23 protein-coding genes are annotated in these 26,553 nt (G+C 54.6%); 22 read left to right on the forward strand and 1 reads right to left on the reverse strand.

Annotated features, from left to right (window positions below; all coding sequences use genetic code 11):
* The first annotated feature begins 224 nt into the window (after positions 1-224).
* From CHM34_RS08055 to prfB, 10 genes are all read left to right on the forward strand, one after another.
* Positions 225-1,934 carry a DEAD/DEAH box helicase gene (locus tag CHM34_RS08055; protein WP_094264090.1) on the forward strand — a complete coding sequence of 570 codons (1,710 nt, stop codon included), beginning with the start codon at positions 225-227 and terminating at the stop codon, positions 1,932-1,934.
* Positions 1,931-2,653 (forward strand): ComF family protein, encoded by a 723-nt coding sequence (locus tag CHM34_RS08060; RefSeq protein WP_094264091.1) that lies wholly within the window; start codon positions 1,931-1,933, stop codon positions 2,651-2,653. Before CHM34_RS08055 ends, CHM34_RS08060 begins: the two co-directional genes overlap by 4 nt.
* 119 nt (positions 2,654-2,772) lie before the next feature.
* Positions 2,773-3,045 (forward strand): non-specific DNA-binding protein Hbs, encoded by a 273-nt coding sequence (gene hbs, locus CHM34_RS08065; RefSeq protein ID WP_094264092.1) that lies wholly within the window; start codon positions 2,773-2,775, stop codon positions 3,043-3,045.
* Between the two features lie 137 nt (positions 3,046-3,182).
* On the forward strand, positions 3,183-3,959 hold the full coding sequence (locus CHM34_RS08070; RefSeq protein WP_094264093.1) for a basic amino acid ABC transporter substrate-binding protein: 777 nt from the start codon (positions 3,183-3,185) through the stop codon (positions 3,957-3,959).
* An 11-nt stretch (positions 3,960-3,970) separates the two neighbouring features.
* Entirely contained in the window at positions 3,971-4,657 is a 687-nt protein-coding gene (locus tag CHM34_RS08075) for an amino acid ABC transporter permease (protein WP_094264094.1), read from the forward strand.
* Between the two features lie 4 nt (positions 4,658-4,661).
* A complete protein-coding gene (locus tag CHM34_RS08080; RefSeq protein ID WP_094264095.1) occupies positions 4,662-5,384 on the forward strand; it encodes an amino acid ABC transporter ATP-binding protein in 723 nt (240 codons plus the stop codon).
* Between the two features lie 130 nt (positions 5,385-5,514).
* A complete protein-coding gene (locus tag CHM34_RS08085; RefSeq protein ID WP_094264096.1) occupies positions 5,515-5,712 on the forward strand; it encodes a cold-shock protein in 198 nt (65 codons plus the stop codon).
* 204 nt (positions 5,713-5,916) lie between these two features.
* Entirely contained in the window at positions 5,917-6,471 is a 555-nt protein-coding gene (gene hpf, locus CHM34_RS08090; RefSeq protein WP_094264097.1) for a ribosome hibernation-promoting factor, HPF/YfiA family, read from the forward strand.
* 247 nt (positions 6,472-6,718) lie between these two features.
* On the forward strand, positions 6,719-9,268 hold the full coding sequence (secA, locus tag CHM34_RS08095; RefSeq protein WP_094264098.1) for a preprotein translocase subunit SecA: 2,550 nt from the start codon (positions 6,719-6,721) through the stop codon (positions 9,266-9,268).
* 128 nt (positions 9,269-9,396) lie between these two features.
* Positions 9,397-10,525, forward strand: a protein-coding gene (gene prfB / locus CHM34_RS08100) for a peptide chain release factor 2 (protein ID WP_141201661.1) whose coding sequence is annotated in 2 segments (ribosomal slippage) — positions 9,397-9,468 and positions 9,470-10,525 — 1,128 coding nt in all. Because the reading frame shifts where the segments join, the coding sequence is not laid out codon by codon here.
* Between the two features lie 305 nt (positions 10,526-10,830).
* On the opposite strand, the gene CHM34_RS08110 is transcribed toward prfB, so the two are convergent.
* The gene (locus CHM34_RS08110; protein ID WP_169713649.1) at positions 10,831-11,625 is read right to left on the reverse strand and encodes a YwqG family protein; all 795 of its coding nucleotides are present in this window, start codon (positions 11,623-11,625) and stop codon (positions 10,831-10,833) included.
* 322 nt (positions 11,626-11,947) lie between these two features.
* On the opposite strand from CHM34_RS08110, the gene CHM34_RS08115 reads away from it, so the two are divergent.
* From CHM34_RS08115 to erm, 12 genes are all read left to right on the forward strand, one after another.
* Positions 11,948-13,093: a conserved virulence factor C family protein gene (locus tag CHM34_RS08115; protein WP_094264102.1), complete on the forward strand. Its 1,146-nt coding sequence runs from the start codon at positions 11,948-11,950 to the stop codon at positions 13,091-13,093.
* A 326-nt stretch (positions 13,094-13,419) separates the two neighbouring features.
* The gene (locus CHM34_RS08120; protein WP_094264103.1) at positions 13,420-14,205 is read left to right on the forward strand and encodes an enoyl-CoA hydratase/isomerase family protein; all 786 of its coding nucleotides are present in this window, start codon (positions 13,420-13,422) and stop codon (positions 14,203-14,205) included.
* A 182-nt stretch (positions 14,206-14,387) separates the two neighbouring features.
* Positions 14,388-14,981, forward strand: a complete 594-nt coding sequence (locus CHM34_RS08125) for a hypothetical protein (RefSeq protein WP_094264104.1) — start codon at positions 14,388-14,390, stop codon at positions 14,979-14,981.
* A gap of 199 nt (positions 14,982-15,180) precedes the next feature.
* Positions 15,181-15,513 carry a cytochrome c551 gene (cccB, locus tag CHM34_RS08130; RefSeq protein ID WP_240511930.1) on the forward strand — a complete coding sequence of 111 codons (333 nt, stop codon included), beginning with the start codon at positions 15,181-15,183 and terminating at the stop codon, positions 15,511-15,513.
* Between the two features lie 105 nt (positions 15,514-15,618).
* Positions 15,619-16,704, forward strand: a complete 1,086-nt coding sequence (argC, locus tag CHM34_RS08135) for an N-acetyl-gamma-glutamyl-phosphate reductase (RefSeq protein ID WP_094264106.1) — start codon at positions 15,619-15,621, stop codon at positions 16,702-16,704.
* Positions 16,705-16,761: 57 nt separating this feature from the next.
* Complete coding sequence (argJ, locus tag CHM34_RS08140) at positions 16,762-18,012, forward strand: bifunctional glutamate N-acetyltransferase/amino-acid acetyltransferase ArgJ (RefSeq protein ID WP_094264107.1); 1,251 nt, start codon at positions 16,762-16,764, stop codon at positions 18,010-18,012.
* 71 nt (positions 18,013-18,083) lie between these two features.
* Entirely contained in the window at positions 18,084-18,896 is an 813-nt protein-coding gene (argB, locus tag CHM34_RS08145; protein ID WP_094264108.1) for an acetylglutamate kinase, read from the forward strand.
* Positions 18,868-20,061: an acetylornithine transaminase gene (argD, locus tag CHM34_RS08150; RefSeq protein WP_094264109.1), complete on the forward strand. Its 1,194-nt coding sequence runs from the start codon at positions 18,868-18,870 to the stop codon at positions 20,059-20,061. Before argB ends, argD begins: the two co-directional genes overlap by 29 nt.
* The gene (locus tag CHM34_RS08155) at positions 20,039-21,115 is read left to right on the forward strand and encodes a carbamoyl phosphate synthase small subunit (protein ID WP_094264110.1); all 1,077 of its coding nucleotides are present in this window, start codon (positions 20,039-20,041) and stop codon (positions 21,113-21,115) included. Before argD ends, CHM34_RS08155 begins: the two co-directional genes overlap by 23 nt.
* Entirely contained in the window at positions 21,108-24,353 is a 3,246-nt protein-coding gene (carB, locus tag CHM34_RS08160; RefSeq protein WP_094264111.1) for a carbamoyl-phosphate synthase (glutamine-hydrolyzing) large subunit, read from the forward strand. The genes CHM34_RS08155 and carB overlap by 8 nt, the downstream gene beginning before the upstream one ends.
* On the forward strand, positions 24,350-25,303 hold the full coding sequence (argF, locus tag CHM34_RS08165; RefSeq protein WP_094264112.1) for an ornithine carbamoyltransferase: 954 nt from the start codon (positions 24,350-24,352) through the stop codon (positions 25,301-25,303). Before carB ends, argF begins: the two co-directional genes overlap by 4 nt.
* A gap of 302 nt (positions 25,304-25,605) precedes the next feature.
* Positions 25,606-26,439: a 23S ribosomal RNA methyltransferase Erm gene (gene erm, locus CHM34_RS08170; RefSeq protein WP_240511931.1), complete on the forward strand. Its 834-nt coding sequence runs from the start codon at positions 25,606-25,608 to the stop codon at positions 26,437-26,439.
* The last annotated feature ends 114 nt before the right edge of the window (positions 26,440-26,553 follow it).

A 26,553-nucleotide genomic window follows, 5' to 3' on the forward strand; every position in this document is an offset into this window, starting at 1 on the left:
ACTCCAATATTTTTTAGCATAGGATTTTTCCTGTTATTATAGAAAAATAAAGATGAAACCCTTAAAAGCGTTGTGAAAAAGTCCCCTGTTCGGGAGGGTGGGGCTCCACACGGAGTGCCTTTGGCTCGTCAGAACAACGAAACGGAGTGTGGAACCCCACCCCGACCCACCAAGGACGTGCTCAATCACAAGGCTTTTAAAGAGTGAACGGGAAGGAGTTCAGAATGTTGCAATTGGCCGTCTATGAGGTGAAGGATCGATCTTTCTTGACCCTGTCCTCCGATGTCGACGAGTATTTCTGGATGTTGCGGGGCCAACGAATGCGTCGTTTCCGGACATACTCATCCGTCGGACAAGCCTGGTTGGAGGCGGAAAAGAGGAACGATTCCTTCGTTGCGGGGAAATTATCCGGCCTCCTTGGACACCCGGTTCCAAGTATGCAATCGACCGATCAAATCGATGGATGGACAAATATGAAACAAAAGGCTGATTCTCTGGGCCGGATTCTCGGCGGTCGATCCTTGTTGTGGGAGGAAATCTGTTCACTATTACAGGGACGATGGGGCGGGTTTACTGATGAAAAGGAGTTGCGCCGGTTGTTGCAGGTGTTGCTGTTGACAAGGCAGGCCCGCCTTTTGCCCGGGGTTTATACACCGGGGCCCGCCGTCCACCGAAAATGCAATCGCTGCGGTGGGGGGGCGGAAGATTTGGAAGTCACCCCCTGTGCTCGTTGCGGCCGCTTCTGTGTGCTGTGCGACCGTTGTATTCTCCTGGGGAAAAGTCGCACGTGCAGTGGGTTCTTTCTTTTTGAACCGCAAAAACCGTTCGGTACACCCGACAAGAAGAACGTCCCCTTTGCCTCTGTTCCACTCACTTCGGCTCAGCGGGACGCCTCTGAGGCCAGTCTTCGGTGGTTGGACCAAAGCGGGGATCGGGATCTTCTCGTCTGGGCGGTGACGGGATCCGGTAAAACGGAGGTGCTGCTTCCCGTTGTACACCGCGTGCTGGAACGGGGAGAGAAGGTGTTTTGGTCTTCCCCCCGCACGGATGTTGTCCGGGAGCTCTCCGGGCGTCTGAAACGGGCGTTTCCCGCCACCCGGCTGGTTGCATTGCACAAGGGGAGCTCCCAGATTTGGGAAGAGGGAGACTTGTTCGTGGGGACGGCCCATCAGGCTTTTCGGCTTTACCATCGGTTTCAACTGGTGATCGTCGATGAGGCGGACGCCTATCCTTTATCCGCGGATACCGGCTTATCTCTGGCTTTAAAACGGGCCGCGGCCCCGGAAGGAATGAGGGTGCTGTTGACGGCCACTCCGCCTCCATCCTGGCAACGCCGCGTTCAAAAGGGACGGCTGGAAGCTGTCACTCTGCCTGCCCGCTATCATGGGTATCCTCTTCCTGAGCCGCATCTGCGGCGTGTCTGGAGGATGTGGCGCAAGGTCGATGCGGGCCGGCCGATTCCTCCCTTGGATTCCTTTTTGATACGGATGGAAGAGGTTGACGGACAAGCCCTTTTATTCATCCCGGGAGTTCGAGACGCCGACCGATTGCAACGATGGATGGAACGCCGTCATCCCCGGCTTTTTCGCCGTGTAGCCTCTGTATCGGGCAAGGATGCGGAACGGGCCTCACAGGTGAAAGCGTTTCGCGAGGGTCGCCTGCAAGCGCTGATTACCACTACGATCCTGGAACGGGGTGTGACGGTACCCCGCTGTCATGTCGCTGTTCTGGGTGCTGATCACCCAGTGTTTGACGGGGCTTCCCTGATTCAGATCGCCGGCCGTGTGGGACGTTCTCCGGAATACCGTCAGGGCAGGGTGTTCTTTTTTGCCTCAGAGAATACGGAGGGGCAACGCCGTGCTCTTCGGGAGATCCGAAAAATGAACCGCCTGGCAGTGTCCGGGGGTTATTTGAAAAAGGAGGTGGGATCGTGAAAAAGGGGTGGGATCAACTGTTTCCTCCGCCCCCTTCCTGCCGGCTTTGTTCGACTCCCGTATCCCCCGGTCTCGGTTCGGGGATTTGGGACCGAATCTGTTTTTCCTGCCGGAAAGGGCTTCCTCTGATTGCTCCTCCGTATTGCCGTCGATGCAGTCGTCCGCTGGGGGAAAGGAAGGAGGAGGATCTTTGTTCCGGCTGCCGCCGTTCTCCGCCTGACCCTTTGGATATGAATCGAAGTGTTCTGCGTTACACCGCTTTCCCCAAAGAATTGATCCGCCTTTACAAATACCGCGGCCGAGAACGATTGGCTCCCACGATCGCCGAATTGATGGCGGAAGTCTTGTTGCGCCAGGGTTGGCGCGGAGATGTGATTACGTTTGTGCCCATTCATCCCGACCGGTTGCGGGAAAGAGGTTTCAACCAGGCGGAACGTTTGGCAAAGGGAATCGCCCGTTTGGTTCGTCTTCCACTGCGGCCGGTCCTGGAGCGGATTCGTCCCACTTCTCCCCAGAGCCTGCGCAGTCGACGGGAGCGATTGGTCGCCCTGCGGGGAGCGTTCCGCCTGGCTCCCCCTCCGCGCCGCATTCGCCTTTCCAATCGCACTGTGATTATCGTCGATGATGTGTATACGACCGGAGCTACCATGGTAGAATGTGCCCGGGTTTTGAAAGAAGGCGGTGCCAAAGGGGTTCTGTCCCTAACCTTTGCCCGCTGACTAAGTAGAAAATATGGGAGATTCCTATGATAAAAAGAGTATAGAACCCTTGAAGTTGGGAAACACATGGAGATAGATATCTTCTAAATGAAAACTTTTAAAAAGGGAGCGTGAACCCTGTGAACAAGTCTCAACTGGTCGACCGTGTGGCCGAAGCGACAGGAAAAACCAAAAAAGAGTCCACCGAGCTGGTGGAAGCCGTATTGAATGCCATTTCCGATGCGTTGCAAAAAGGGGAAAAAGTCTCTCTGATCGGGTTCGGGAACTTTGAAGTGAGGGAACGGGCCGCCCGTACCGGCCGTAATCCTCAGACCGGAGAATCGATTCAGATCGAAGCCAGCCGGGTTCCCGCCTTCAAGCCCGGAAAACAGTTGAAGGAAGCAGTCAACTGATACCGCGTCAAAAAAGCCGCCGATCCGGCGGCTTTTTGTATGGGACAGGGAAAGTTTACATCCTCCGTTATCGGAATTATTTTTATTGAACCAATTTACAAATAAATATATACTCTTCGTTAAAGGGGGGTCTGTTTATGGTTAAACCTTTAAGCGGGATCATTCCTGCGATCTTATCCTTATTCTTGGTGATCACCGGTTGTGGGGCGGAATCGTCAAACGATACCGGCGAGGGTCATGTCTTGAAAGTGGGAACGGATGCCGCGTATCCGCCTTTTGAAAAGCAGGAGGGTGACGGAACCATTACCGGGTTTGACATCGAGGTGATGAAGGCGATTGCTGCAGCGGAAGGATTTGAAATCGAAGTGGAACATACTGGATGGGATCCCTTGTTGGAAGGGTTGAAAAATGGAAAGCTGGACGCGGGGATTTCCGCGATCACGATTACTGAAGATCGCAAGAAAAACTACGATTTTTCCGATCCTTATTTTGAAGCGAAACAGTTGATTTTGGTTCCTGAAAGTTCCAAATCCGACTCTCTGCAAGATCTGAAGGGGAAGAAAATCGGGGTACAAGCGGCCACCACCGGGGAAGAAGTCGTTAAAAAAGCCTTCGGTAAAACCTATCAAGGATTGCGGGGCTACGATAGCACCCCGGCCGCGATCGACGATCTCGGTAACGGCCGTGTCGATGCCGTCGTGGCGGACAATGGTGTGGTCAAAGAATATATGAAGCGACTCCCGGAAGGCCAATTCAAAATAGTCGAGGACGATTCCTTTGAACCGGAACAATACGGAATCGCCGTACAAAAGGGGAACCAAGAGGTATTGGACAAAATCAACTCCGGATTAAAGACGATTAAAAAGGACGGTACCTACGATCAGATCTACAAAAAATATTTCGGTGAAGAGTAAGGGGAGTGTATATGGCGTCGGATTGGTCGGTCATTATCGAATATCAAGATTATTTCATACGGGGGCTGATCAATAGCGCCCTTTTAACAGTCGTCGGAGTTTCCTTCGGCACGATGCTGGGATTAATCTTGGGACTGATGCGTCTTTCCCGACGCCGGTGGGTTTACATACCGGCGAAAATCTATGTGGATCTGTTCCGGGGAACTCCATTGATGCTACAGTTATTGTTCGTTCATTTTGCTTTACTTCCCGAACTGGCGGAGACTGTTGGAACAGAGCCCCCGGAAGCGGCGATTACTTCCGGATTTGTGGCTTTGGCTCTCAATGCCGGTGCGTATATTGCCGAAATCTTTCGCGGAGGGATTCAATCCATCGAAAAGGGACAGATGGAGGCCGCCCGTTCCCTGGGTATGTCCTACAGTCAAGCCATGCGCCTGGTAATCCTTCCCCAAGCTTTCAAACGGATGCTTCCTCCCCTGGGAAACGAATTTATCGCCTTGTTGAAGGATTCCTCTCTGGTGGCGATTATCGCAGTTCCCGATATCACTTATGCTGCATTCAACACGGCAAAGAGTACCTTTATCCGGGTGCCTCCCTATGTGATGGGAGCGATCCTCTACCTGATATTAACCTATCTGCTCTCCCGCTTTGTTTTCTATCTGGAACGCCGAACCCGCACAGATGCCGAAGAGAGGTGAGTTTGTGATTCACATCCAAAACTTGGTGAAAAGATTCGGACGGACGGAGGTGCTTCGGGGGATCGACTTACACATCAGGGAAAAAGAAGTCGTTTCAGTGATCGGTCCGAGCGGATCCGGGAAAAGCACCCTGCTCCGCTGTATGAACTTTTTGGAGCCGGTATCCGAGGGACGGGTTGTGGTGGACGGTTGCGATTTGACGGACCCCAAAACCGACATCGACAAAGTGCGCACAGAAATGGGAATGGTGTTTCAGCAGTTCAACCTTTTCCCCCACAAGCGGGTGATGGAGAACATTGTCATGGCTCCGGTCCGGGTGCGGGGTTGGTCCAGGGAAGAGGCGGAGAAGAAGGGATTAGATTTATTGGAAAAAGTCGGTCTGGAGGAAAAGGCCCGGGTATATCCGGAGCAGCTTTCCGGCGGTCAAATGCAGCGGGTGGCCATCGCTCGTGCCCTGGCGATGGATCCGAAGGTGATGTTGTTTGATGAGCCCACCTCCGCCCTGGATCCCGAAATGATCGGTGAGGTACTGACTGTGATGAAACATTTGGCGGAGGAAGGAATGACGATGGTCGTCGTGACTCATGAAATGGGTTTCGCCCGGGAGGTGTGTGACCGGGTCATCTTTATGGATGAGGGTGTGATCGTCGAAGAGGGAAAACCCCGGGAACTTTTCAATCACCCGAAGGAGGAGAGAACCCGATTATTCCTGAGTAAAGTTTTGTGATGGAAATTATTCTTTAAAGTTCAGTCGAATTTCCTTGACTTCGCCTAATTCCTAATGGTATATTGGATCTGCATGGAAGCGGTCCATTAGGTCAATTTCATGTGGATCAATTTATGAAGGGATTGTTATTATGCAAGGCAAAGTCAAGTGGTTCAACGCGGAAAAAGGTTACGGTTTCATTGAGCGTGAAGGTGGAGAAGACGTATTCGTCCATTACTCTGCCATCCAGGAGGAAGGTTTCAAGACGTTGGACGAAGGTCAAACCGTGGAATTTGAAATCGTAGAAGGGCCGCGTGGACCGCAGGCTGCCAACGTAAGCAAGTTCTAACGATAACGATTACGAATTCCCACCCCCTGATTCGGTTCAGGGGGTTTTAAAATGGATGCGGAAGTCGGAATTTGTCGAAAATAGATTGATTGATTTTTACAAATAACGGATTTCATTTCAGTTTGTAAGATGATAAAAAAAAGGAGGAATCATCTGCGAAAACGGGAATAGATACATAAGAAGGCGAAAAGGGGGATTCGCTTGATGAAGTACAACATTCGGGGAAACAACATTGAATTGACAGATGCGCTCCGGGATTATGTCGAAAAAAAGGCGAGCCGGATGGAGAAGTATTTTCACTCCACTTCGACCACGGAAGCCCATGTATCGCTGAGTGTTTTTCGCGACGAACACAAGGTGGAGGTGACGGTTCCCTTCCCGGGTGTCTTGGTCCGGGCGGAAGAATCCAGCGAAAATATGTACGCCTCCATCGACAAAGTCGTGGAAAAACTGGAGCGCCAAATCCGGAAGTACAAAACCAAAGTGAATCGCAAGTTCCGTCAGGACGGTACCCTTCGCGCCCAATTGGAAAATGGAGCAACTCTTTCCGATCTGGAAAGTGAGAATACGGAAGAGGAAGATTTTCAAATCGTTCGTACGAAACGGTTCAATCTGAAACCGATGGATACGGAAGAGGCCATTCTGCAAATGGATATGCTGGGCCACAACTTCTTCGTCTTTTCAAACGCGACGACAGATCAGGTCAATGTGGTCTATAAACGCAAAGACGGTCGCTACGGTCTGATTGAGCCAGAGTGATCGTGGATACACTTTCTGTTGCGGATCGACGGCATACGGGAACCATTCGGCAGCGTCCCGGCTGCCGTTTTTTTGTCGCACTCCCGAACACTTTGTGAAAAAGTGAAATTCCCGGGCTGTTTTTGTTAAACTAATAGTAAGTACCTGATATTGGACACTTCATGAACGAAACAACCGTTCGTTAAAGATATAAAGACCGATTTGTACGCGAGTGATTCAGAGCTTCATGGGAAGGGATGACGGCTGAATGCTAAATCTTTTGCGTAAGGTGTTACCCGATTCGAATGAACGCCAACTGAAAAAGTGCTACAAAACCGCAGACCGGATCGAAGCATTGGAGGCGGAGATCTCAGCCCTTTCCGACGAGGAACTCGCCGGTAAAACGGATACATTCCGGAAACGGCTGAAGGAAGGGGAGAGTCTGGACGATCTCCTGCCGGAAGCCTTCGCTGTGGTCCGGGAAACAGCGAAGCGGGTCCTGGGGATGCGCCACTTTTATGTGCAACTGGTCGGAGGTATCGTGTTGCATAACGGCGATATTGCGGAAATGAAAACCGGTGAAGGGAAAACACTGGTTTCCACCTTGCCGGCCTATCTGAACGCCTTGTCCGGCGAAGGGGTTCATATCGTGACGGTTAATGACTACCTGGCCCGCCGGGATCGGGAATGGATGGGACAGGTATTCGAGTTCCTCGGGTTGACTGTGGGGTTGAATCTGCCGGGAATGAGTCCGGAAGAAAAGCGGGAAGCTTACCAGGCGGACATCACTTTCGGGACGAACAATGAGTTCGGATTCGACTACCTTCGGGACAACATGGTGCTTTATCCGGAAAGGATTGTTCAGCGCAAGCTCAACTATGTCCTGGTGGACGAAGTGGACAGTATTTTGATCGACGAGGCGCGGACTCCCCTCATTATCAGCGGTCAAGCCAACAAGGCGACGGACCTTTATTACGCCGCGGATAAACTGGTCCGCCGGCTGAAGGAGGAAGAGGACTTTACCGTCGATATCAAAACGAAGAGCGTCACCCTGACGGAACAAGGTGTCGATAAAGCCGAAGCTTTTATGGGCATCGACAATTTGTACGATGCCAAGAATATCTCGATCAACCACCATATCGAGCAAGCCTTGAAAGCCCATGTCATTATGAAACGGGACAGTGATTATGTCGTCAACGAAGACGGGGTGGTTATTGTCGACGACTTCACCGGCCGGCTGATGCACGGTCGCCGCTATAGTGACGGTCTTCACCAAGCGATCGAAGCCAAAGAAGGGTTGCAGGTACAGCGAGAGAGTATGACCCTGGCTACCGTTACCTTGCAAAATTATTTCCGCCTCTATGAGAAGCGGGGCGGGATGACCGGTACGGCCAAGACGGAGGAGGAGGAGTTCCGCAAGATTTACGGCATGAATGTGGTCTCCATCCCCACTCACAAGCCGATGATCCGTCAGGATCACTCCGATGTGCTGTATAAAAACGAAGATGCCAAGTTCCGGGCGGTTGTGGAGGAGATCGTCAATCGTCACGCTACCGGTCAGCCGATCCTCGTCGGGACGATTTCCATCGAAAAATCGGAAAAGCTGTCCAAGATGTTGAAAAAACGGGGGATTCCCCATCAGGTTTTGAATGCGAAAAACCATGCCCGGGAGGCGGAAATCATCTCCCAGGCCGGCCAGCGGGGAGCGGTGACCATCGCTACCAACATGGCCGGAAGAGGAACCGACATTGTCCTCGGTGAGGGTGTGGATGAAGTGGGCGGTCTTCACGTCATCGGAACGGAACGCCATGAGAGCCGACGCATTGACAATCAGCTGCGAGGGCGTTCCGGGCGTCAGGGAGATCCTGGCTCTTCCCAATTCTATCTCTCCTTTGAGGATGAGCTGATGCGCCGATTTGCCTCCGACCGGGTGCAAGGGATGATGGACAGCCTGGGGTTGGAAGACGATGTTCCGATTGAGGGACGGATGTTTACCCGGGCCGTGGCCAATGCCCAGAAACGGGTGGAGGGAAATAATTTCGACTCCCGGCGCTGGGTCCTTCAATACGATGATGTACTCAACCAGCAGCGGGAGATTATCTATAAACAGCGCAGACAGGTACTGATGGGAGACGATCTGAAAGAGTTTGTGCTCCAGATGGGCAAAGAGCTGATCGAGCGAGGCGTTCAGGCCCATACGGCGGACGAGGATATCCCTGAAGAGTGGGATCTGGAGGCGATTGCCGAATTTGCGGGGACATCCCTCATGCCGGAGGGCGAAGAGGACGCGGTCACGGAGGATGATCTCAAGGGTCTGGAGCCCGACGAGATGGTGGACCGGATTTATGAAGAATTGGTTGAGCAGCTGAATGCCAGGGAAGAAACCGTCGGCTCCGAGCGGTTGCAGGAGTTTATCAAAGTCGTGATCCTGAGAGCCGTCGACCGGAAATGGATGGATCATATCGACGCTTTGGATCAGTTGCGCCAGGGGATCCACCTTCGGGCCTACGGACAGACGGATCCTCTGCGGGAGTACCAGTTCGAAGGTTATGAGATGTTCCAACAGATGGTCCAGGAAATTCAGGAGGAAGTTGTACGCTATGTGATGAAATCGACGGTGGAGGAGAACGTCGAACGGGAGGAAGTAGCGACCGCCAAAACCGCCTCCAGCGGCGGTTCGCCCCATCAGGACCAGGAGGCGTCCAAGAGACAGCCGATCCGCCGGACGGAAAAGGTGGGACGGAACCAACCTTGCCCCTGCGGAAGCGGAAAGAAATATAAACACTGTTGCGGAAGTGCTTCCGCCCAGACCGGGTGAACCCGGCTCTCGAGGAAATACAGTCCCGTTTCGGTTTCATTCGAAGGGTCCTGAACCGTTTGTTTTTTGCCGCGGAATTTGGTACCCTTCCCCACGTATATGAATGAAGAAAGAAGGAGTAATGATCGATGACTTTAAATGAGATTCGTCAGCAATTGACCACTTCAGCCGAACGTTTGGCGGACATCAGGGGGTCTCTTTGACCTCGATCAGAAAAAAGCGAGAATTGCTGAACTGGAACAGGAGATGACCTCTCCTGATTTCTGGGATCAACCATCCGAGGCACAAAAGGTGATCGATGAAAATAACCGCCTGAAATCGACAGTGGAGCGCATCTCCGAATTGGAGGAGATCCACGAAGAGGTTCAGGTGATGGCGGAATTGATCGCTGAAGAAGGGGATGAATCTCTGCTCGCGGAGGCGGAGCAGGAGTTGGAATCCTTCAAGGAAAAACTGGATGACTTCGAGCTTTCCTTGATGTTAAGTGAACCCTACGACAAAAACAACGCGATCCTGGAGCTCCACCCCGGCGCAGGCGGTACCGAATCCCAGGACTGGGCCCAGATCCTGCTGCGGATGTATACTCGCTGGGCGGAACAACAGGGCTATAAGGTGGAAACCCTGGATTACCTCCCCGGTGAGGAAGCCGGGGTCAAAAGCGTCACTCTTTTGATCAAAGGGAATAACGCTTATGGTTATCTGAAAGCGGAAAAAGGGATTCACCGCCTGGTTCGGATCTCTCCCTTCGATGCTTCCGGACGTCGTCACACGTCCTTCGTCTCCGCCGAAGTAATGCCGGAAATTGAGGATGACGTGGATGTCAATATCCGGACCGAGGATTTGAAAATCGACACCTACCGCTCCAGCGGTGCCGGCGGTCAGCATGTCAACACGACGGATTCGGCGGTACGGATCACTCACCTGCCCACGGGGGTCGTTGTAACCTGCCAGTCGGAACGCTCACAGATTAAAAACCGGGAGCGGGCGATGAAAATTCTGCGCGCCCGCCTGCTGGAGAAACAGCTGGAGGAGCAGAAAAAGGAGCTGGCTGAATTGAAAGGGGAACAACGGGAAATCGGATGGGGCAATCAGATTCGCTCCTACGTTTTCCACCCCTACAGCATGGTGAAAGACCACCGAACCCAGGTCGAGGTTGGCAATGTGCAGGCTGTGATCGACGGCGCACTCAATCGATTCATCGAGGCCTACCTGCGCCAGCAGGTGCAAGTGGATGAGTCAGCGAACCATCGTGGATAGTTGATCTTAGGAAATCGTTAAACCCAGTGATCCTCAGTTAAGGGTGCTGGGTTTTCCTTTTATCGGATGATCCGTGGGTGCTTTCGGGCGTGTCCGATCATGAACGATCACGGGGTGCAGGAGCATTTTCCGACTTCGCGCCGGGTTGCCCTTCCATGTTCAGACACGCTCTAGAAGCGTTGTGAAAAAGCTCCTGTTCGGGCGGGTGGGGTTCCACACGGAGTGCCTTTGGCTCGTCAGAACAACGAAACGGAGTGTGGAACCCCACCCCGACCCACCAAGGATGTGCTAAAATCACAACGCTTCTAGTGACTCTGCATCACCAGCCAGGACCGATCAAACCGTTTTTTCCGCAGATCTTCCCGGGCAATGCAGAAATAAAGCATCCCGAGGTCTCCCCATATCATTCCCATCTCTTCGTCGGAGTCGACTTGCAGCAGGAGGACCCAATCATCCGACGGATTCCCGGAATTGGCTTTGCATTCTTTAAAAACGTCCCCCTCCATTTGGAAGGGATCACCGAAGGCCTGATGATAGCCGGACTCCCGCTCTTCCAGCTGATACAGCTGATCCATCAGGTCGAAGTACACATCGTCCATTCCTTCGATGAATTCCACTTCGGGCAAGGTCTTTTCTACCGAGAGCTTCATTTTTCGCTCCTCGAAGAAGCCTTCCCGGGGCAGATCTTCCGGAAAAGGGACCGGTCGGAGCCGGGAGGGTTCCGTGTCGATATAAAAGACACTCCAGCCCCCTGGCTCCCCTTTTTCTTCCCAAACTGGAATATCCATCGCTGTTCCGCAGAAAAAGTAGAGCATTCCCTGGTCCGGCAGGGGACTCGAAAAGCCGGTCTGTTTCAGCTCAGCCAGATTGTACTGGGCGATAAAACTGAGGGGCCGGCCTTTCCAGCGGGGAAATTCCTCTCCCTCAGGCAGGTCGGGGAATCCACCGAATTTGGAAGTGCCGACGGGCAGGTCATCGGCCTCCACGGGGGTGATCGCAATGCAGGGGATCAAGGTTTCCAGGATATCCTCTTCCATGTCGGACAAGTCGTTGTCCTTCAGCAGCTTTTTGATCTGGTTTTCGATCGGAAGTTTTTTCATCAAACGATTCCTCCTCATCCGGTCTACCGTTATGATTCCTTTCCCTAAGAAGACGGTTGCAAACACCGTTCCGGCGAGATTTTATCATCTTCGCCTCTCCGGTGTCCTTATCTTTCTGTCGATTTCCTCCTTTTAGCGTTTTTCATGGTCGCGCGAACTTTTGTACCGTACCGGATGAAAGCACCGGGAAATTGTGTTAAGATCCTTTATAGCAAAGAAGGTGATCCGATTTCGCGGTATCGCGAAAACATACATGGATGACGGTTTTGCAGTGGATCGAAACAGGATTCGCGGTTCAATCTCACACAGAAGGAGGATGGATATGAAGCTTCTTTCCATCGAGCCGACTCCCAGTCCGAATTCCATGAAATTAAACGTGGATGAAAAGGTGTCCAAGGGAGAGACTTACACCCCTGAAAACAGCGGGGATGCACCGGATCCGATCTCTCGGCTGTTGGCCGTGCAAGGGGTTAAAAGTGCCTTCCGCGTCGCGGACTTCATCGCCCTGGAGAGAAACCCCAAAGTGGATTGGCAGCGGATTTTACCATCGGTGCGGGAGATTTTCGGTGAAGCGTCCGCTTCCGAAGCGGAACCCGACGGAGCGGAAAACGGTTACTCCCCGGATGAGGCCTTTGGCGAGGTGAAAGTGTTCCTTCAAACCTTTCGCGGACTGCCGATCCAGATCAAACTGGATGCCGGCGGAGAAGAGAAACGGGTTCCTCTGCCGGAGCGCTTCACTGAAGCGATCATGAAGGCTCAAAAGGCTTCCGATAACATGGTGATGGAACGGAAATGGGAAGAACGGGGCGTCCGATACGGCGATCTGAATGAAGTGGGAGAAGAGGTCGCTCAGGAGATTGCCGCCGCTTATGATCAAGCCCGTCTGGACAGCCTGGTGGAACAAGCTTTTCGGCAGGGTTCCGACGCATCGGCGCCGGAACGGAAAAAGAGTTTTTCGGTCACCCCGGAGATGCTGGAAGACTCGGATTGGAAAAAGCGTTATGCCGCTTTGGAACAGATGAATCCCACCTTGGAAGATTTGCCTGTGCTTCGCAAAGCGATGGCGGATGATAAGTCTTCCGTCCGCCGGTTGGCTGTTGCATACTTGGGCGGACTGGAGGACAAGAGGGTGCTCCCGGATCTTCACAAAGCATTGAAGGATCCGTCGGTGACGGTTCGCCGTACAGCCGGGGATTGCCTGTCCGATTTGGGAGATCCCGCTTCGATCGATCCCATGAAAGAAGCCCTGCGGGATAAGAGCAGACTGGTACGGTGGCGGGCGGCCATGTTTTTATACGAGACCGGGGACAAATCGGCGATTCCCGCTTTGAAAGCGGCTCAGGATGATCCTGAATTTGAAGTGAGCATGCAGGTAAAAATGGCTTTGGAACGAATTGAAAAAGGAGCGGAAGCCGGCGGTTCCGTCTGGCGTCAAATGACCCGCCGTAATCAGTCTCCGGCTGACTAGTGCTCCATCTGGTAACCAAGTTGGGAGGGTGGTAGGCCAGCGTAGATCCTTTGCGTTTTTTGCAAGAGATCGGAGACGGCCTACCAGCCCGACCACCCCCAGCAAGGGATCAAACAGATCAAAGTTTCCTGAAGGGGCACTAGAAGCGTTGTGAAAAAATCGAGAGCGGTATCCCCGCGGCCGCACCACGAATCGGTTCACGGGATAATCCCTCCGGAAGGGGAAAAAGGAGCTGTGGCTCTTTTTGTCGAAACAAGTAATGTTTTGGACCGACTGTGAAGTAGGCGGTACTCTCAGTCGGTTGAAAAAATCCGGAGGTGATCGAGATGGAATGGAATCATATCTCCGTTGAAAAACAAGAAGGGTGGGCTCTTCTCACCATCCAGCGTCCCGATGTGATGAACGCGCTCAATCGGGAAACCCTTCGCGAGTTGGGTCAGGCCCTGGACTGGGTGGAAGCGGAAGGGGATATCCATGCCCTGGTTATGACAGGAGCCGGTGATAAGGCGTTTGTCGCCGGTGCGGACATCAAGGAGTTGCGGCAGGTTCCCTCCTCTGAGGAGGCGGAACGGCTGGCGTCCCGTGGTCAAGCGCTTTTTTCCCGGGTGGAGGAGCTTCCGATCCCTGTGATTATGGCGATTAACGGATTCGCCCTCGGGGGAGGGTGTGAATTAGCGATGAGCGGTGACATCCTCCTCGCTTCTCAAAACGCCAAATTCGGTCAGCCGGAGGTCAACCTGGGAGTCCTTCCGGGTTATGGCGGAACACAGCGTCTGGCTCGTCTGGTGGGTAAATCAACGGCGAAATATCTGTGCTTAACCGGAGAGATGATAACCGCCGAAGAAGCTTTTCGCCTGGGTTTGGTCCAAAAAGTCTTGCCCTCGGATCAGCTGATGGATGAGGCGAAAAAGCTGGCCGGCTTACTGGCTTCAAAAGCCCCGAAGGCGATGAATTACATCAAAAAATCGGTCAACCGGGGAGCCGAAGTGGATTTGGCTGCCGGCCTCGACTTGGAAGCTTCCTATTTCGGTGTCGTTTTCAATACCCGTGATCGACTGGAGGGGATGGATGCTTTTTTGGAAAAGCGCAAGCCCCGTTTCCAAGGGGAGTAGAGAAAAGGCCGATCCCGGGATCGGCCTTTTCTGTTCTTTTGTATGTTGCCAACGAGCCTGGATATGTTGAAGTTTCGGATTGCGGAAAGAAGAACGAAGGGAAAGTCAAATGGAAGTTGAACAATCCCGAAGGTTGGTCGGTTGCGATTAAGAGGGTGGAGATTTGAGGAGGGATAGGCGAGATGGAAATGTTCATGGGAATCTCCCCTTTTGTATGGATCGTTCTGGGTGTGTCGGCGGTCGGACTGGTCTTGTTGTTTCTTTTCCTGAATAACCGGCGTAGTCGCGAGGTTGACGAGATGCAAAAAGCGTTCAGTCAACCCTATCATATGACAGAGGATGAGGACGAGGAGGATCAAGAGGATTCCACCCTTTCCGGCCCGGAAGAGGACCGGCACACGGAAGAAAAAGAAGAGAAGCCGCCGGAGAAACAGGATTCCTCCTTCCGAAAGCCTGACCCGGGGGCGGGAAAAGAGGAGACGGAGGAAGAAGGAAGCGTTGCCTCCGCTGAAAATGAAAAAAGCAAAGCAGGATCCCTTTCCCATAGGAACGAGTCAGCGGAACCGGAGAAGGAAAGCCGAAAAACAGAGGGTGAGGACTCCTCCTTCCGGGATCACTCCGATGCCGAAGCGGCACCGGAGGAGACGGCTGAGAAAGAAACGGCGGCTACCGGGGATATGACCGCCCTCGGCCCTCGAGGCCAGAGAGGAAAGGGGAAAGCAGCATCCAGTGGGTGGAAGTGGCGGCTCCGAAAATCGGGCCGCGGAAAAGACTGACCCTTGGATGAAGGATGGCCGGATAAGCACTCGATTGCATATCCGGCATTTTTTCGTGGAAAGTTAACAACCAGAGATTGGATTCATCCGGTATGATTAAAGGACAGCGGAAAAAAAGAATCACTTATGGATTTCAAACGATGGGATGATCGGACAGGTCTTTGTCAGACTGAAGATTTTGGTGAGAGGAGGCCCCTTTGTGAAAAGCAGGTGTTGGAAGTGGAGTTGGATCATGATCGTCTCGGTGCTCGCTCTGACCGGTTGCGGTCAGGGTGCGGATCAGGATGATCAGGGGGAGACGCAGGAACAGGCAAGCAGTCCTGACCAGATTTACAAAAATAATTGTTCCAGCTGCCATGGGCAAAATCTGGAGGGGAGTGTGGGTCCCAGTCTAGAGGAGGTGGGAGCCCAATATTCCAAAAAAGATATTGAGTTGATCATACAAAACGGTCGGGGACAGATGCCCGCTCAAAATCAGGTATCCAAGGAACAGCGGGCCACTTTGGCCGAATGGTTGGCGGAAAAAAAGTAAGCCGAAAAAGATGGGATCCGAACCAATCTCCGAAGTTGCTGGGTGACAGCAGCTTCTTTTTTTTGTTCAAAATCAGGATTGAATAATTATTATATAGTATGTATAATGATACAAAGATTTCACGGCAGAGATCTTTTTAACGGAAAAGGAGGGAGCACGTTGAAGGTGGCTGTTGTCGGCTCTACGGGGTATGGAAGCGCCGATTTGATTCGGATTTTGGAAAGTCATCCCTATGCAACCATCGGCGCTCTGATCACTTCGTCCCGGGCGGAGGAACCCTTGGGCCGCGTCTTTCCGCATCTGTCCCATCTGGGTTATTCCCTGGAGGAGATGAATATAGAACGATTGAGCCAAGAAGTGGAGGCCGTTTTCTTCGCAGCACCGCCGGGGGTGAGCAGTCGGTGGGTCCCCGAATTGGTAAAACAGGGTCTTCTCTGTATCGACTTGGCGGGGGACTTTCGATTGGATTCCGATGCTTACCGGGACTGGTACGGGCGGGAGCCGGCGGAAGAGGAGTGGTTGGAGAAGGCGGTGTACGGATTGAGCGAGTGGGTTCCCCACCGGATTGCTGAAGCGGATCTGATCGCTAACCCGGGCTGTTATCCGACCGCCGGACTGCTGTTGCTGCTCCCTCTGCTAAAGGCGAAAGCGGTGGATGAGGGTCCCTTATTCATCGATGCCAAATCCGGGGTATCCGGTGCCGGACGGGGGTTGAAACTGACTAGTCTCTTTTGCGAGGTAAACGAAAATCTCTTTCCCTATAAGGTGGGGCTGCATCAGCATACGCCGGAAATCGAACGATATGCTTCTCAAGAGGCGGGGCGCAGGATTCGGGTCTCCTTTACCCCTCAGATCGTGCCGATGAACCGGGGCATTTTGGTGACGATTTACGCGGCGGCCGCCAAGGGATGGAACAATCAACAGTTGTATGATTTATTGGCCGATACTTACCGCGACGCCCCCTTTATCCGGGTCCGGCCGACGGGGGACTGGCCCCGGACCAAGCAGGTTCAGGGAAGCAACTTTTGTGATATCAGTCTCCGACGGGATGATCGGACCGGTGCAGTGGTCGGGATGGTAACGATTGATAATCTGATGAAGGGAGCGGCCGGCCAGGCGGTGCAAAATCTGAATCTGCGGATGGGTTGGCCGGAAACCGCCGGTTTGAAAATGGGGCCTCAATACCCGTAGAAAACGGATTCCCATCATGGTTCCAAGAGTATGACGGGAGAGAGAGGGGAAGAAAGGATGAATCAGATACAGGAGCTCCGGCAGCGGGAGGATCGAGGTTTGTATCAAGTGGCCCCGGAACCGGAGATCACGTCGCCGAAGGGGTTTTCCGCCGCCGGTGTCCATTGCGGGATGAAACGGAGACGGAACGATATCGGACTCATTTTTTGTGATGTACCGGCCTCGACCGCTGCTGTGTACACGATGAACGGGTTTCAGGCAGCACCCCTGCAGGTGACACGGCAGGGATTGGCTGTAGAAGGACGGATGCAGGCGCTTCTGTGCAACAGCGCCATCGCCAATGCCTGTACAGGGGAAAAGGGATTGGAAGATGCCTTGGAGATGCGCAAGAAGACGGCGGACAGTTTGGGATTGTCGGAACACCTCGTCGGAGTTGCCTCGACCGGGGTAATCGGGGAATTCCTCCCCATGGAACGGATCAACCGTGCCATTCCTGCGTTGACAGGGGGATTGAGTGCTGAAGGGTGCGGGGATTTCAGTCAATCCATCCTGACCACCGATACGTTTACCAAGAATGCGGCGGTCGTCTTGACGGTGGAAGGAAAGGAAGTTCGGATCGCCGGAACAGCCAAGGGTTCGGGGATGGTTCATCCGCGTATGGCGACGATGCTCGCGTTTCTCACTACGGATGCGGTGATCGCCCCGGAATCCCTTCAAGAACTGCTTCATGAGGTGACGGACGAAACCTTTAACATGATTACCGTCGATGGGGATTGCAGTACCAATGATATGGTATCGGTGATGGCCAGCGGGAAGGCCGGCCATTCGCCCCTCACGCCGAATCATCCGGACTGGCCGGCGTTTCGTCGCGGATTCGCCCATGTGGCACGGGAGCTCGCCCAAATGATCGCTCGGGATGGTGAGGGGGCGACACGGTTGGTGGAGGTTCGCGTCACGGGAGCCGATACACTGACGGAAGCGAGACAGGCGGCGAAAGCGGTTGTGGGCTCCAGTCTGGTTAAAACGGCGATATACGGGGCCGATCCCAATTGGGGTCGAATCATTTGTGCGATCGGATATAGCGGTGCGGCAGTGGATCCCTCCACTATCGACATTTTTATCGGTGAGACTGGTGTAGTTCAAAAGGGGAGGGTGGCGGCTTTTGACGAGGAGGAAGCCCGGTCCTGTCTGCAGAGGGAAAAGGTGTTGCTGACCGTCGATTTGAACCGGGGGAACCATGAGGCGACGGCTTGGGGATGTGATTTGACATATGACTATGTCCGGATCAATGCCAGCTATCGGACCTGACGGCACTCCCGGGGCGGGCGGGGAAAAGCCCTTCGCCCCCTTTCCTTAGTAAACAGAAGGAGGAGAGAGGGATGAAAAGGCGGCCGGTCGTGATCAAGGTCGGCGGGAATGTATGGGACCAGCTTCACCCCGACTTTTTTGCGGAATGTACCCGTTTGTGGCGACAAGGCTTTCAACCGGTGATCGTTCACGGCGGCGGCCCGGAAATCAATCGGTTGGAGCGTCGCTTGGGGATCCAAACCACCTTTAAGAATGGCTTGCGGGTGACGGATGACCAAGGATTGCAGCTAGTGGAGATGGTGCTGGCGGGAAGGATGAACAAAGCCATTGTGTCCCGTCTGGAACGATCCGGGGCGGAGGCCGTCGGTGTCAGCGGCGTGGACCGGAGTCTGATCCGGGTACGGCGGAAAGCACCGGAACTGGGTTGGGTCGGCGAAGTGGAGCAGGTTCGAATCGAACTGTTGACGGTACTGATGGAGCACGGGTGGATCCCCGTTGTGGCCTCGATCGGGGTGGATCAAAAGGGCCGCCACTACAATGTCAACGCTGATACCGCGGCGGGAGCGGTCGCCCGGGCCCTCCGCGCGGAAAAACTGATCCTGGTGACGAACGTACCGGGGATCTGTGCAAAAGGGGAGGTTCTCGCAAAAGCCTCTTCCCGGCAAGTCGAACAGATGGTGGCGAACGGGCAAATCCGCGATGGTATGGTACCGAAGGTGACGGCGGCACTGAACGGATTGAAGGGATCCGTGGCAGAAGCGGCGATTGTGGATGGTCGTGTTCCAGGCAGTCTGGCCTTTGGTTCCGATCAACCCCTGTCCGGCACGCGGATTCGGTTGAAGGAGGTGGAGACGTGTGACGTTGTTTCCGACTTATTCACGTAACGGGATTCGCCCGGCTAAAGGGGAAGGAGCCTACCTCTGGGACGAATCCGGTCAACGCTATCTCGATTTTACATCCGGCCTCGGGGTTTGCAATTTGGGGCATCGCCCGCCCCGGGTCCAGGCGGCTCTAGCGGGTCAGCTGGATGCCCTGTGGCACGTGTCCAACCTGTTTGAAATTCCTCTTCAAGAAAAGGTGGCCGCCCGTCTCACAGAGATGAGCGGATTGTCCGCCGCCTTTTTCGGTAACAGCGGGGCAGAGGCCAATGAGGCGGCGATCAAGCTTGCCCGGCGCTACGGTCAAACAAAGAAGCAGGTGAAAGAGCCCGAGGTGTTAACGTTCCAATCTTCCTTTCACGGTCGGACTCTGGCTACACTGACCGCTACCGGTCAGGAGAAGGTGAAGACCGGATGCGGTCCCTATCCCGACGGTTTTCGTTCTCTTCCCTTCAATCAATTCTCCTCGGTCAAGGAGGCGGCAGGAGAAAACACCGTGGCGGTGATGCTGGAGATGGTACAGGGAGAAGGCGGCGTTCAGCCCGCAGACCCCGAATTTGTCAGGGAGTTGCACCGGTTTTGTGCGGAAAATGAGATCCTGTTGATGGTGGATGAGGTGCAGACGGGGATGGGCCGGACCGGATCTCTGTTCGCTTTTCAGCAATACGGGATCACCCCCGACGTACTTACCCTGGCCAAAGGCCTGGGCAACGGGGTTCCCGTCGGGGCGATGCTGGGGCGTGCGGATCTGATCGACTTTTTCGGCCCGGGCAGCCATGCCAGCACCTTCGGCGGCAACCCTTTGGCGATGGCAGCGGCTTTGTCAGTGATTGAAGAGCTGACGGAGACGGATACCTTGGCAATCGCCCGCCGGCAAGGCTTATTTTTCCGGGATTTCCTGCGGGAAAAGCTGTCAGATTCCCCTCTGGTCAGGGAGATCCGGGGCCGGGGCTTGATTTGGGGAGTGGAGCTGTCTGTTTCCGTCGCTCCCTTGGTTCAAACAGCCAGGGAAAAAGGCCTGCTCGTTCTGGCGGCGGGATCGAACGTGCTGAGGCTGTTACCTCCCTTGACGGTCACCCGGAGGCAGCTGGAAAAAGCGACAGACATCATCGCCGGGGGATTGGCGGAGTTGGAGGAGGTTTCAGAGCATGAAAGCGTATCTGGTATTTGAGGATGGAGAAGTATTCTCCGGGGAGTGGATCGGATCTCCCCGGGAAAAAGCGGGAGAGGTGGTCTTTACCACCGGAATGACAGGGTATCAGGAGGTGGCGACGGATCCTTCTTACGCCGGCCAGATCGTTACCTTCACTTATCCCTTGATCGGCAACTACGGCATCATCCCCGGAGAGGAAGAAAGCGCCCGGCCGCATTGCTCCGGAGTGGTGATCAGCGAGGGGTTCGACAGTCCGGGAGACTCCTTCGGCGAGTGGTTGGACTTCTGGGGAATCCCGGGGATCGTTGGGGTGGATACCCGTTCCGTGGTGAAAAAAGTGCGGGAGCGGGGAAGTCTGCGCGGATTAATCACTGCCGCTCCCGATTCGGCGCTGAACCGAGTGACATGGCCGGATCCGCTTTCCAGGGAATGGGTGGATCGTGTTGCGGTTGCCCAACCGGTGGCTTATCCGGAAACATCGTCTGCGTCTTGCCATATGGTACTCGTCGACTTCGGGTACAAACAATCGATGTTGAACGCTCTTTTGCGGAGGGGATACCGGGTCACTGTCGTTCCTTACCATTGGCCTCCGGAGCAGATTGCCGCACTGCAACCCGACGGCCTTCTCTTTTCCAACGGCCCGGGCGACCCCAAGGCATTAACTCCTTACCTGTCCGGATGGGTTCCCCTGTTTCGGAAAATACCCACGATGGGGATCTGTCTGGGTCACCAGCTGGTGGCTCTCGCCTTCGGCGGAGATACGGAACGCCTGCCTTACGGTCACCGGGGAAGCAATCATCCGGTCAAGGAAGAGGATACGGGGAAGGTTTGGATCACCTCCCAAAACCATGGATACACGGTCAAATCCGACTCTCTGGATCCCGCCGAATGGCGGGTGACCCACAGACATGTCAATGATGGATCAGTGGAAGGGATCATTCACCATTCCTACCCGGTCCGGGCGGTGCAATTTCACCCTGAAGCCCATCCGGGTCCCGGAGATGCGGAGGAATTGTTCGACCGTTTTCTCGATACAGTGTCCTCCGGAAAGAAGGTGGAAGCATATGGATGAATCGAAGGCATTTGCATTGGTTCCCGAAGAAATCCAATCCGTTTTGGTAATCGGTTCCGGTCCGATTGTAGTCGGTCAGGCGGCGGAGTTCGATTATGCCGGCACTCAAGCCTGTTTGGCTTTACAGGAGGAAGGCCTGCGGGTGATTTTGGCCAATAACAACCCGGCCACGATTATGACGGATTCCGAGGCGGCGGACGTCCTCTATATGGAACCTTTGAACGTCGACGTTCTAACCCGGATCATCCGACAGGAAAGACCGGATGGCCTCTTGGCCACGATGGGCGGACAGACGGGCCTCAACCTGGCCGTAGAGCTTCAGGAACGGGGAGTGTTGGAGTCCTTCGGCGTCCGCTTGTTGGGAACCCCCATCGATACCATTCGCCGGGGAGAGGATCGAGAGGCGTTTAAGCGTATGATGGAAGCGATCGGGGAGCCCGTCCCCCGAGGGGATACCGTCTCTTCTGTCGATGAGGCGCTGCGCTGGGCCGCCTCCGCCGGATATCCCGTTGTTGTGCGCCCGGCGTATACTCTGGGCGGTTTCGGCGGGGGCGTAGCAGAGGATGAAACGGAACTGAAGCGAATCGCCCGGCAGGGACTGGCCGCCAGCCCGATCGGTCAGATTCTGGTGGAGCAGAGCATCCTGGGATGGAAAGAGATTGAATACGAGATGATGCGGGACGAGGTCGACACCTGCATTGCTGTTTGCAATATGGAAAACATCGATCCTGTCGGTGTCCATACCGGAGACAGCATCGTTACCGCCCCGTCGCAAACCCTGACGGACCGGCAGTATCAGCGGCTTCGCTCCGTTGCCTGCCAAGTGATCCGCACTTTGAAGGTGGTAGGCGGATGCAACATTCAGTTTGCCCTTCACCCGGAGACGGGAGAGTACAAAATCATCGAGGTCAATCCCCGGGTCAGTCGTTCCAGCGCCTTGGCTTCTAAGGCAACGGGGTATCCCATCGCCCGCCTGGCGGCCAAGCTGGCGCTGGGTTACCGGTTGGATGAATGCCTGAACCCGGTGACGGGTCATACCTTCGCCAGTTTTGAACCGGCCCTGGATTATGTGGTCGTGAAAATCCCCCGCTGGCCCTTCGACAAGTTTCCTGAAGGGGACCGCCGTTTAGGGACCCGGATGAAGGCGACAGGGGAAGTGATGGCTCTCGGCCGCAATCTGGAAACGGCCCTTTACAAAGCGCTCCGCTCCTTGGATATGGATCGATTCACCCTGTTATCCCCGGAATGTCGGGAGTGGACGGTAGACGAACTGAAAGGGTATCTTCGCCGGCCTGACGACCAACGCCTGTTTGCCCTGGGAGAGGCATTCCGCCGGGGTTGGACTGTGGAAGAAGTGAACGGTCTGACTGGGATCTCCCCATACTTTTTGTACCAACTGCATGGAATGGTCCGACTGGAGCAGTCTCTGGCGGAATACAGATGGGAGACGGTTCCCCGGAGTCTGCTCCGTCAGGCCAAAGAGCGGGGAATGGCCGACGCCGCTCTGGCCCGGATATATGGTATCCCGGAAACAAAGGTGCGCAGTCGCTGGGCCGATCTCGGATGGAAGCCCTCCTACAAATGGGTGGATACCTGTGCCGGGGAATTCGTCGCTGAGACCCCTTATTACTATTCTTCCTGGCAGGGAGCGGACGAAGTGGACGCCGCCACCGGGGAGTTTCCGGTTTTGGTGTTGGGTTCCGGACCGATCCGGATCGGTCAAGGGATCGAGTTTGACTATTGCTCCGTTCACGCCGCCAAAGCCTTGAGGAAAGGGGGGGCGAGCTCCGTCGTCGTTAATAATAATCCGGAGACCGTAAGCACCGATTATGCGACTGCCGACCGGCTCTATTTTGAACCGCTGACGGCGGAGGACGTTCTCCATGTGGCTGAAAAGGAAAAGGTGAAGGGTGCCTTGGTCCAATATGGAGGGCAGACGGCAGTCGGATTAACCCGGGCCCTGGAAGAAGGGGGGCTGGCGGTGCTGGGCACCTCCGCTGACAGCATTGACCGGGTGGAGGACCGGGACCGGTTTTACGCCATGTTGAAACAGCTGGAGATCCCCCATATCCCCGGGGAGACCGTCGCTACCGGAGAGGCGGGCCTTCAGGCGGCGGAAAGGCTGGGCTACCCGATTCTGGTTCGCCCTTCTTATGTGATCGGCGGTCAAGGGATGCAGGTGGTCCGGGAAGAAGAGGAATTGGTTCGTGTCCTTCACTCCTTCCTCGATCGGAAAGGGGATCCGCTTTTGCTGGATCGTTTCGTGGAAGGACTGGAGGTGGAAGTGGACGCTGTCACTGACGGAAAGGACGTAGTCATCCCTACCCTGATTCAGCATATCGAGCGGGCGGGGATTCATTCCGGAGACAGTTGTTCCATTCTCGGAGCGCCGGATCTGACTGAGGAACAAAGACAAAAGGTCCTGGAGTACACGGAGCGGATCGCTCGTTTTCTCTCCCATGCCGGACTGCTCAATATCCAATTCGTTCTCGACGGCGGACAGGTCTATGTATTGGAAGTCAACCCCCGGGCTTCCCGTACGATTCCCGTCGTCAGCAAGGTGGTCGGGGTGCCCATGGTGGAATGGGCGACCCGGGTACAGCTGGGTGAGGCGTTGGCTTCCTTCGCTCCTGCCGGACTGATGCCTCCAGTGGAGAAATGGGCGGTGAAAGCCCCTGTATTTTCTTCCCTCAAACTGCCCGGGGTGGAACCGGCCCTGGGTCCGGAGATGCGTTCAACGGGGGAAGTGTTGGGATTGGGCGATACACCGGAGGAAGCGGCGGCCAAGGTGTTACCCTGGGCTGTCGGGGGTGAACTGCCTCGTCTGGAAAAGGGGACTTCCCTGCTTCTCTCCGTCGCCGACCCGCATAAAAGGGAGCTGATCGAAATCTTACCCGCTCTGGTTGAAAACGGGGTCCGGCTGGCCGCTACCCCCGGGACGGCTCAAGCGATCCGGGAAACCGGAGCGGCCCCGGTGGAGACGGTTTCCCCTTCCCGGTGGGATGAATGGTTTCGGGAGAACTCTTCCAAAGCCGTGCTCAACCTTCCCGCCCGGGGAGGAAACCCGGAAACCGACGGTTTTCAGTTACGGCAAAAAACCCTGGAATGGCAGGTCCCCTGTTTTACTTCCCTGGATACCTTCCAATGGTGGATTCGTGCCGCCGCCTGCCGGGAACCGGATTCCTGGACAGTGGCCCCTCTGAAAACGACTGTGATCAAGGAGGCGATGACGAGATGAGTCTATCCCCTGTCACCTTCTCGGATTGGACGGGGACGGATTGTCTCCGGCTGGCCGATTACTCGCCCCGGAAGGTGGAGACGCTGATTCGAAAAGCGGAAGAAATGAAGTTACAACACCAGCGGGGGACTCGCGATTTTCCCTTGATCGGCAAAACCCTGGCCATGATCTTTGAAAAACCCTCCACCCGAACCCGGGTCTCCTTTGAAGCGGGAATGACTCAACTGGGAGGATCTGCCCTTCCGCTGAACCGGCAGGAGTTGCAATGGGGACGGGGAGAAACGGCCGGGGACACCGCCCGGGTTTTGTCCGGATATGTGGACGGGATCCTGATCCGGACACACCGGCATACCACGGTGGAACAGCTGGCCAAGCACGCTTCGATTCCCGTCATCAACGGGTTGACGGACCTGCACCATCCCTGCCAGGCCCTGGCGGATCTCCTGACGTTAAAAGAGGTGAAGGGGGAGCTCACCGGACTACATGTGGCTTACATCGGGGACGGAAATAATGTGCTCCATTCCTTGATGGAGGCCGCCGCCGTGACAGGGATTCACCTTCGGGCCGCCTTTCCGCCGGGTTACGAACCGGATCCGGCGGTTACGGAGCAGGCGAAGGAGTTGTGTACTGCGACAGGCGGCAGTATCACCTTCACCGGTGATCCGGCGGAGGCGGCGGAGAAAGCCGACGCGGTGTATACCGATGTCTGGGCCAGTATGGGACAAGAGGAGGAGAAAGAGAAACGTGTGAAGAATTTTGCCGGTTTTCAGGTGGACAAAGCCCTGATGGATCGGGCAAAGACGGATGCTGTGTTTCTCCACTGTCTTCCGGCTTACCGGGGGTTGGAAGTCTCGGCGGAAGTGATTGACGGTCCCCAGTCTGTCGTTTTCCAACAGGCGGAGAACCGCCTTCATGCTCAAAAAGCGCTGTTAGACCTTTTGTTGGGGTGAAAGATGAATTCTTCACCCCTGTAAAAGATCCTGTATCCGACGGATACCCAGTATCAAGCGCAAAAAGCGGCATCCGACCTTTGCTTTGGAAGGTGCCTTGCAAATGAGGTTTACGGTTGCTATGATCAAGATGTATCTATAGGGAAGGAATTTGTCCGTTATGTGCATCTATTATTCCGGCATCTTTTTCATTCGTTTGCGGTAATGACAGGCACAGAACAATGAGGCTTGGCCGAAAGGGCCATGCCTATTTGTGCTGTGCCTTTTTCATTCCCCATCACGAATGAAAGAGGTGCTTTTTTGTGTCCAAAAAAAGAAGCCAACCTTTATATAGAAACTTGGGTCAACATTTGATGCACAATAAAAGAATGATCCATGATCTCATCCGAATGGCCGAACTCCATTCGGATGATCTGGTCGTCGAAATCGGTGCAGGAACCGGTTTATTGACGATACCTATGGCTGAAAAAGCGGGAAAAGTACTGGCTGTAGAAAAAGATCCCTTTTTGATTCAAAAGATGCAAAAAAAGATCAGAAAGGGATGCAACATTCGAGTGATTCAACAGGATTTTTTGCGGATAAATCTGCCCAAGCGTCCATTCTGTGTGGTGGCGAATATCCCGTACTCCATTACCACCCCGATTCTGAAAAAGCTTCTCGATCGGCCGTCAACCCCTGTTCAAAAGGCTGTATTGGTCATGGAAAAGGGAGCGGCCAAACGTTTTACCGCGAATCCGGTAAGGAATCCCCATATCTTGAAATGGCGCATATGGTTTGATATTCAAATGGGGCGAACCATCCCGCCCCATTGTTTTTCACCCCCGCCCCGTATCGATTCGGCTGTACTTCTCGTTCGAAAAAAAGAACAACCCGGGATTCCCCCCTGCCACCACGCCCGGTTGATGGCACTGGCCGCAACCGGCCTCAAAAATCCCGGTCTCCCGCTCTCCAGAGTGTTCAAGGGAATCTTCACGTCTTCTCAGATCACTCGTTTAGCAAGGGATCTGGACATCGACCGGGACATGCCGGTTCAATTTCTGAATGAACAGCAGTGGGAACATTTATTCCGAATCATGATGAAGTATGTTCCGCCTTTCCGGTGGCCGAAAGTGAAAAACCGAATGCACGGGAATTAGGGAAGCTCTGGGGACGACTGTACCTGATAGGGCTATTCCCGGATCCCTGACTCCCGCCGTGAGGCGGGGGTGTTTTTTCCCTTGTGGGGAAACGAAAACGGATCCAGCAGGGTG

Origin of the sequence: Paludifilum halophilum (assembly GCF_002245355.1) — a bacterium.
GTDB lineage: Bacteria > Bacillota > Bacilli > Thermoactinomycetales > DSM-45169 > Paludifilum > Paludifilum halophilum.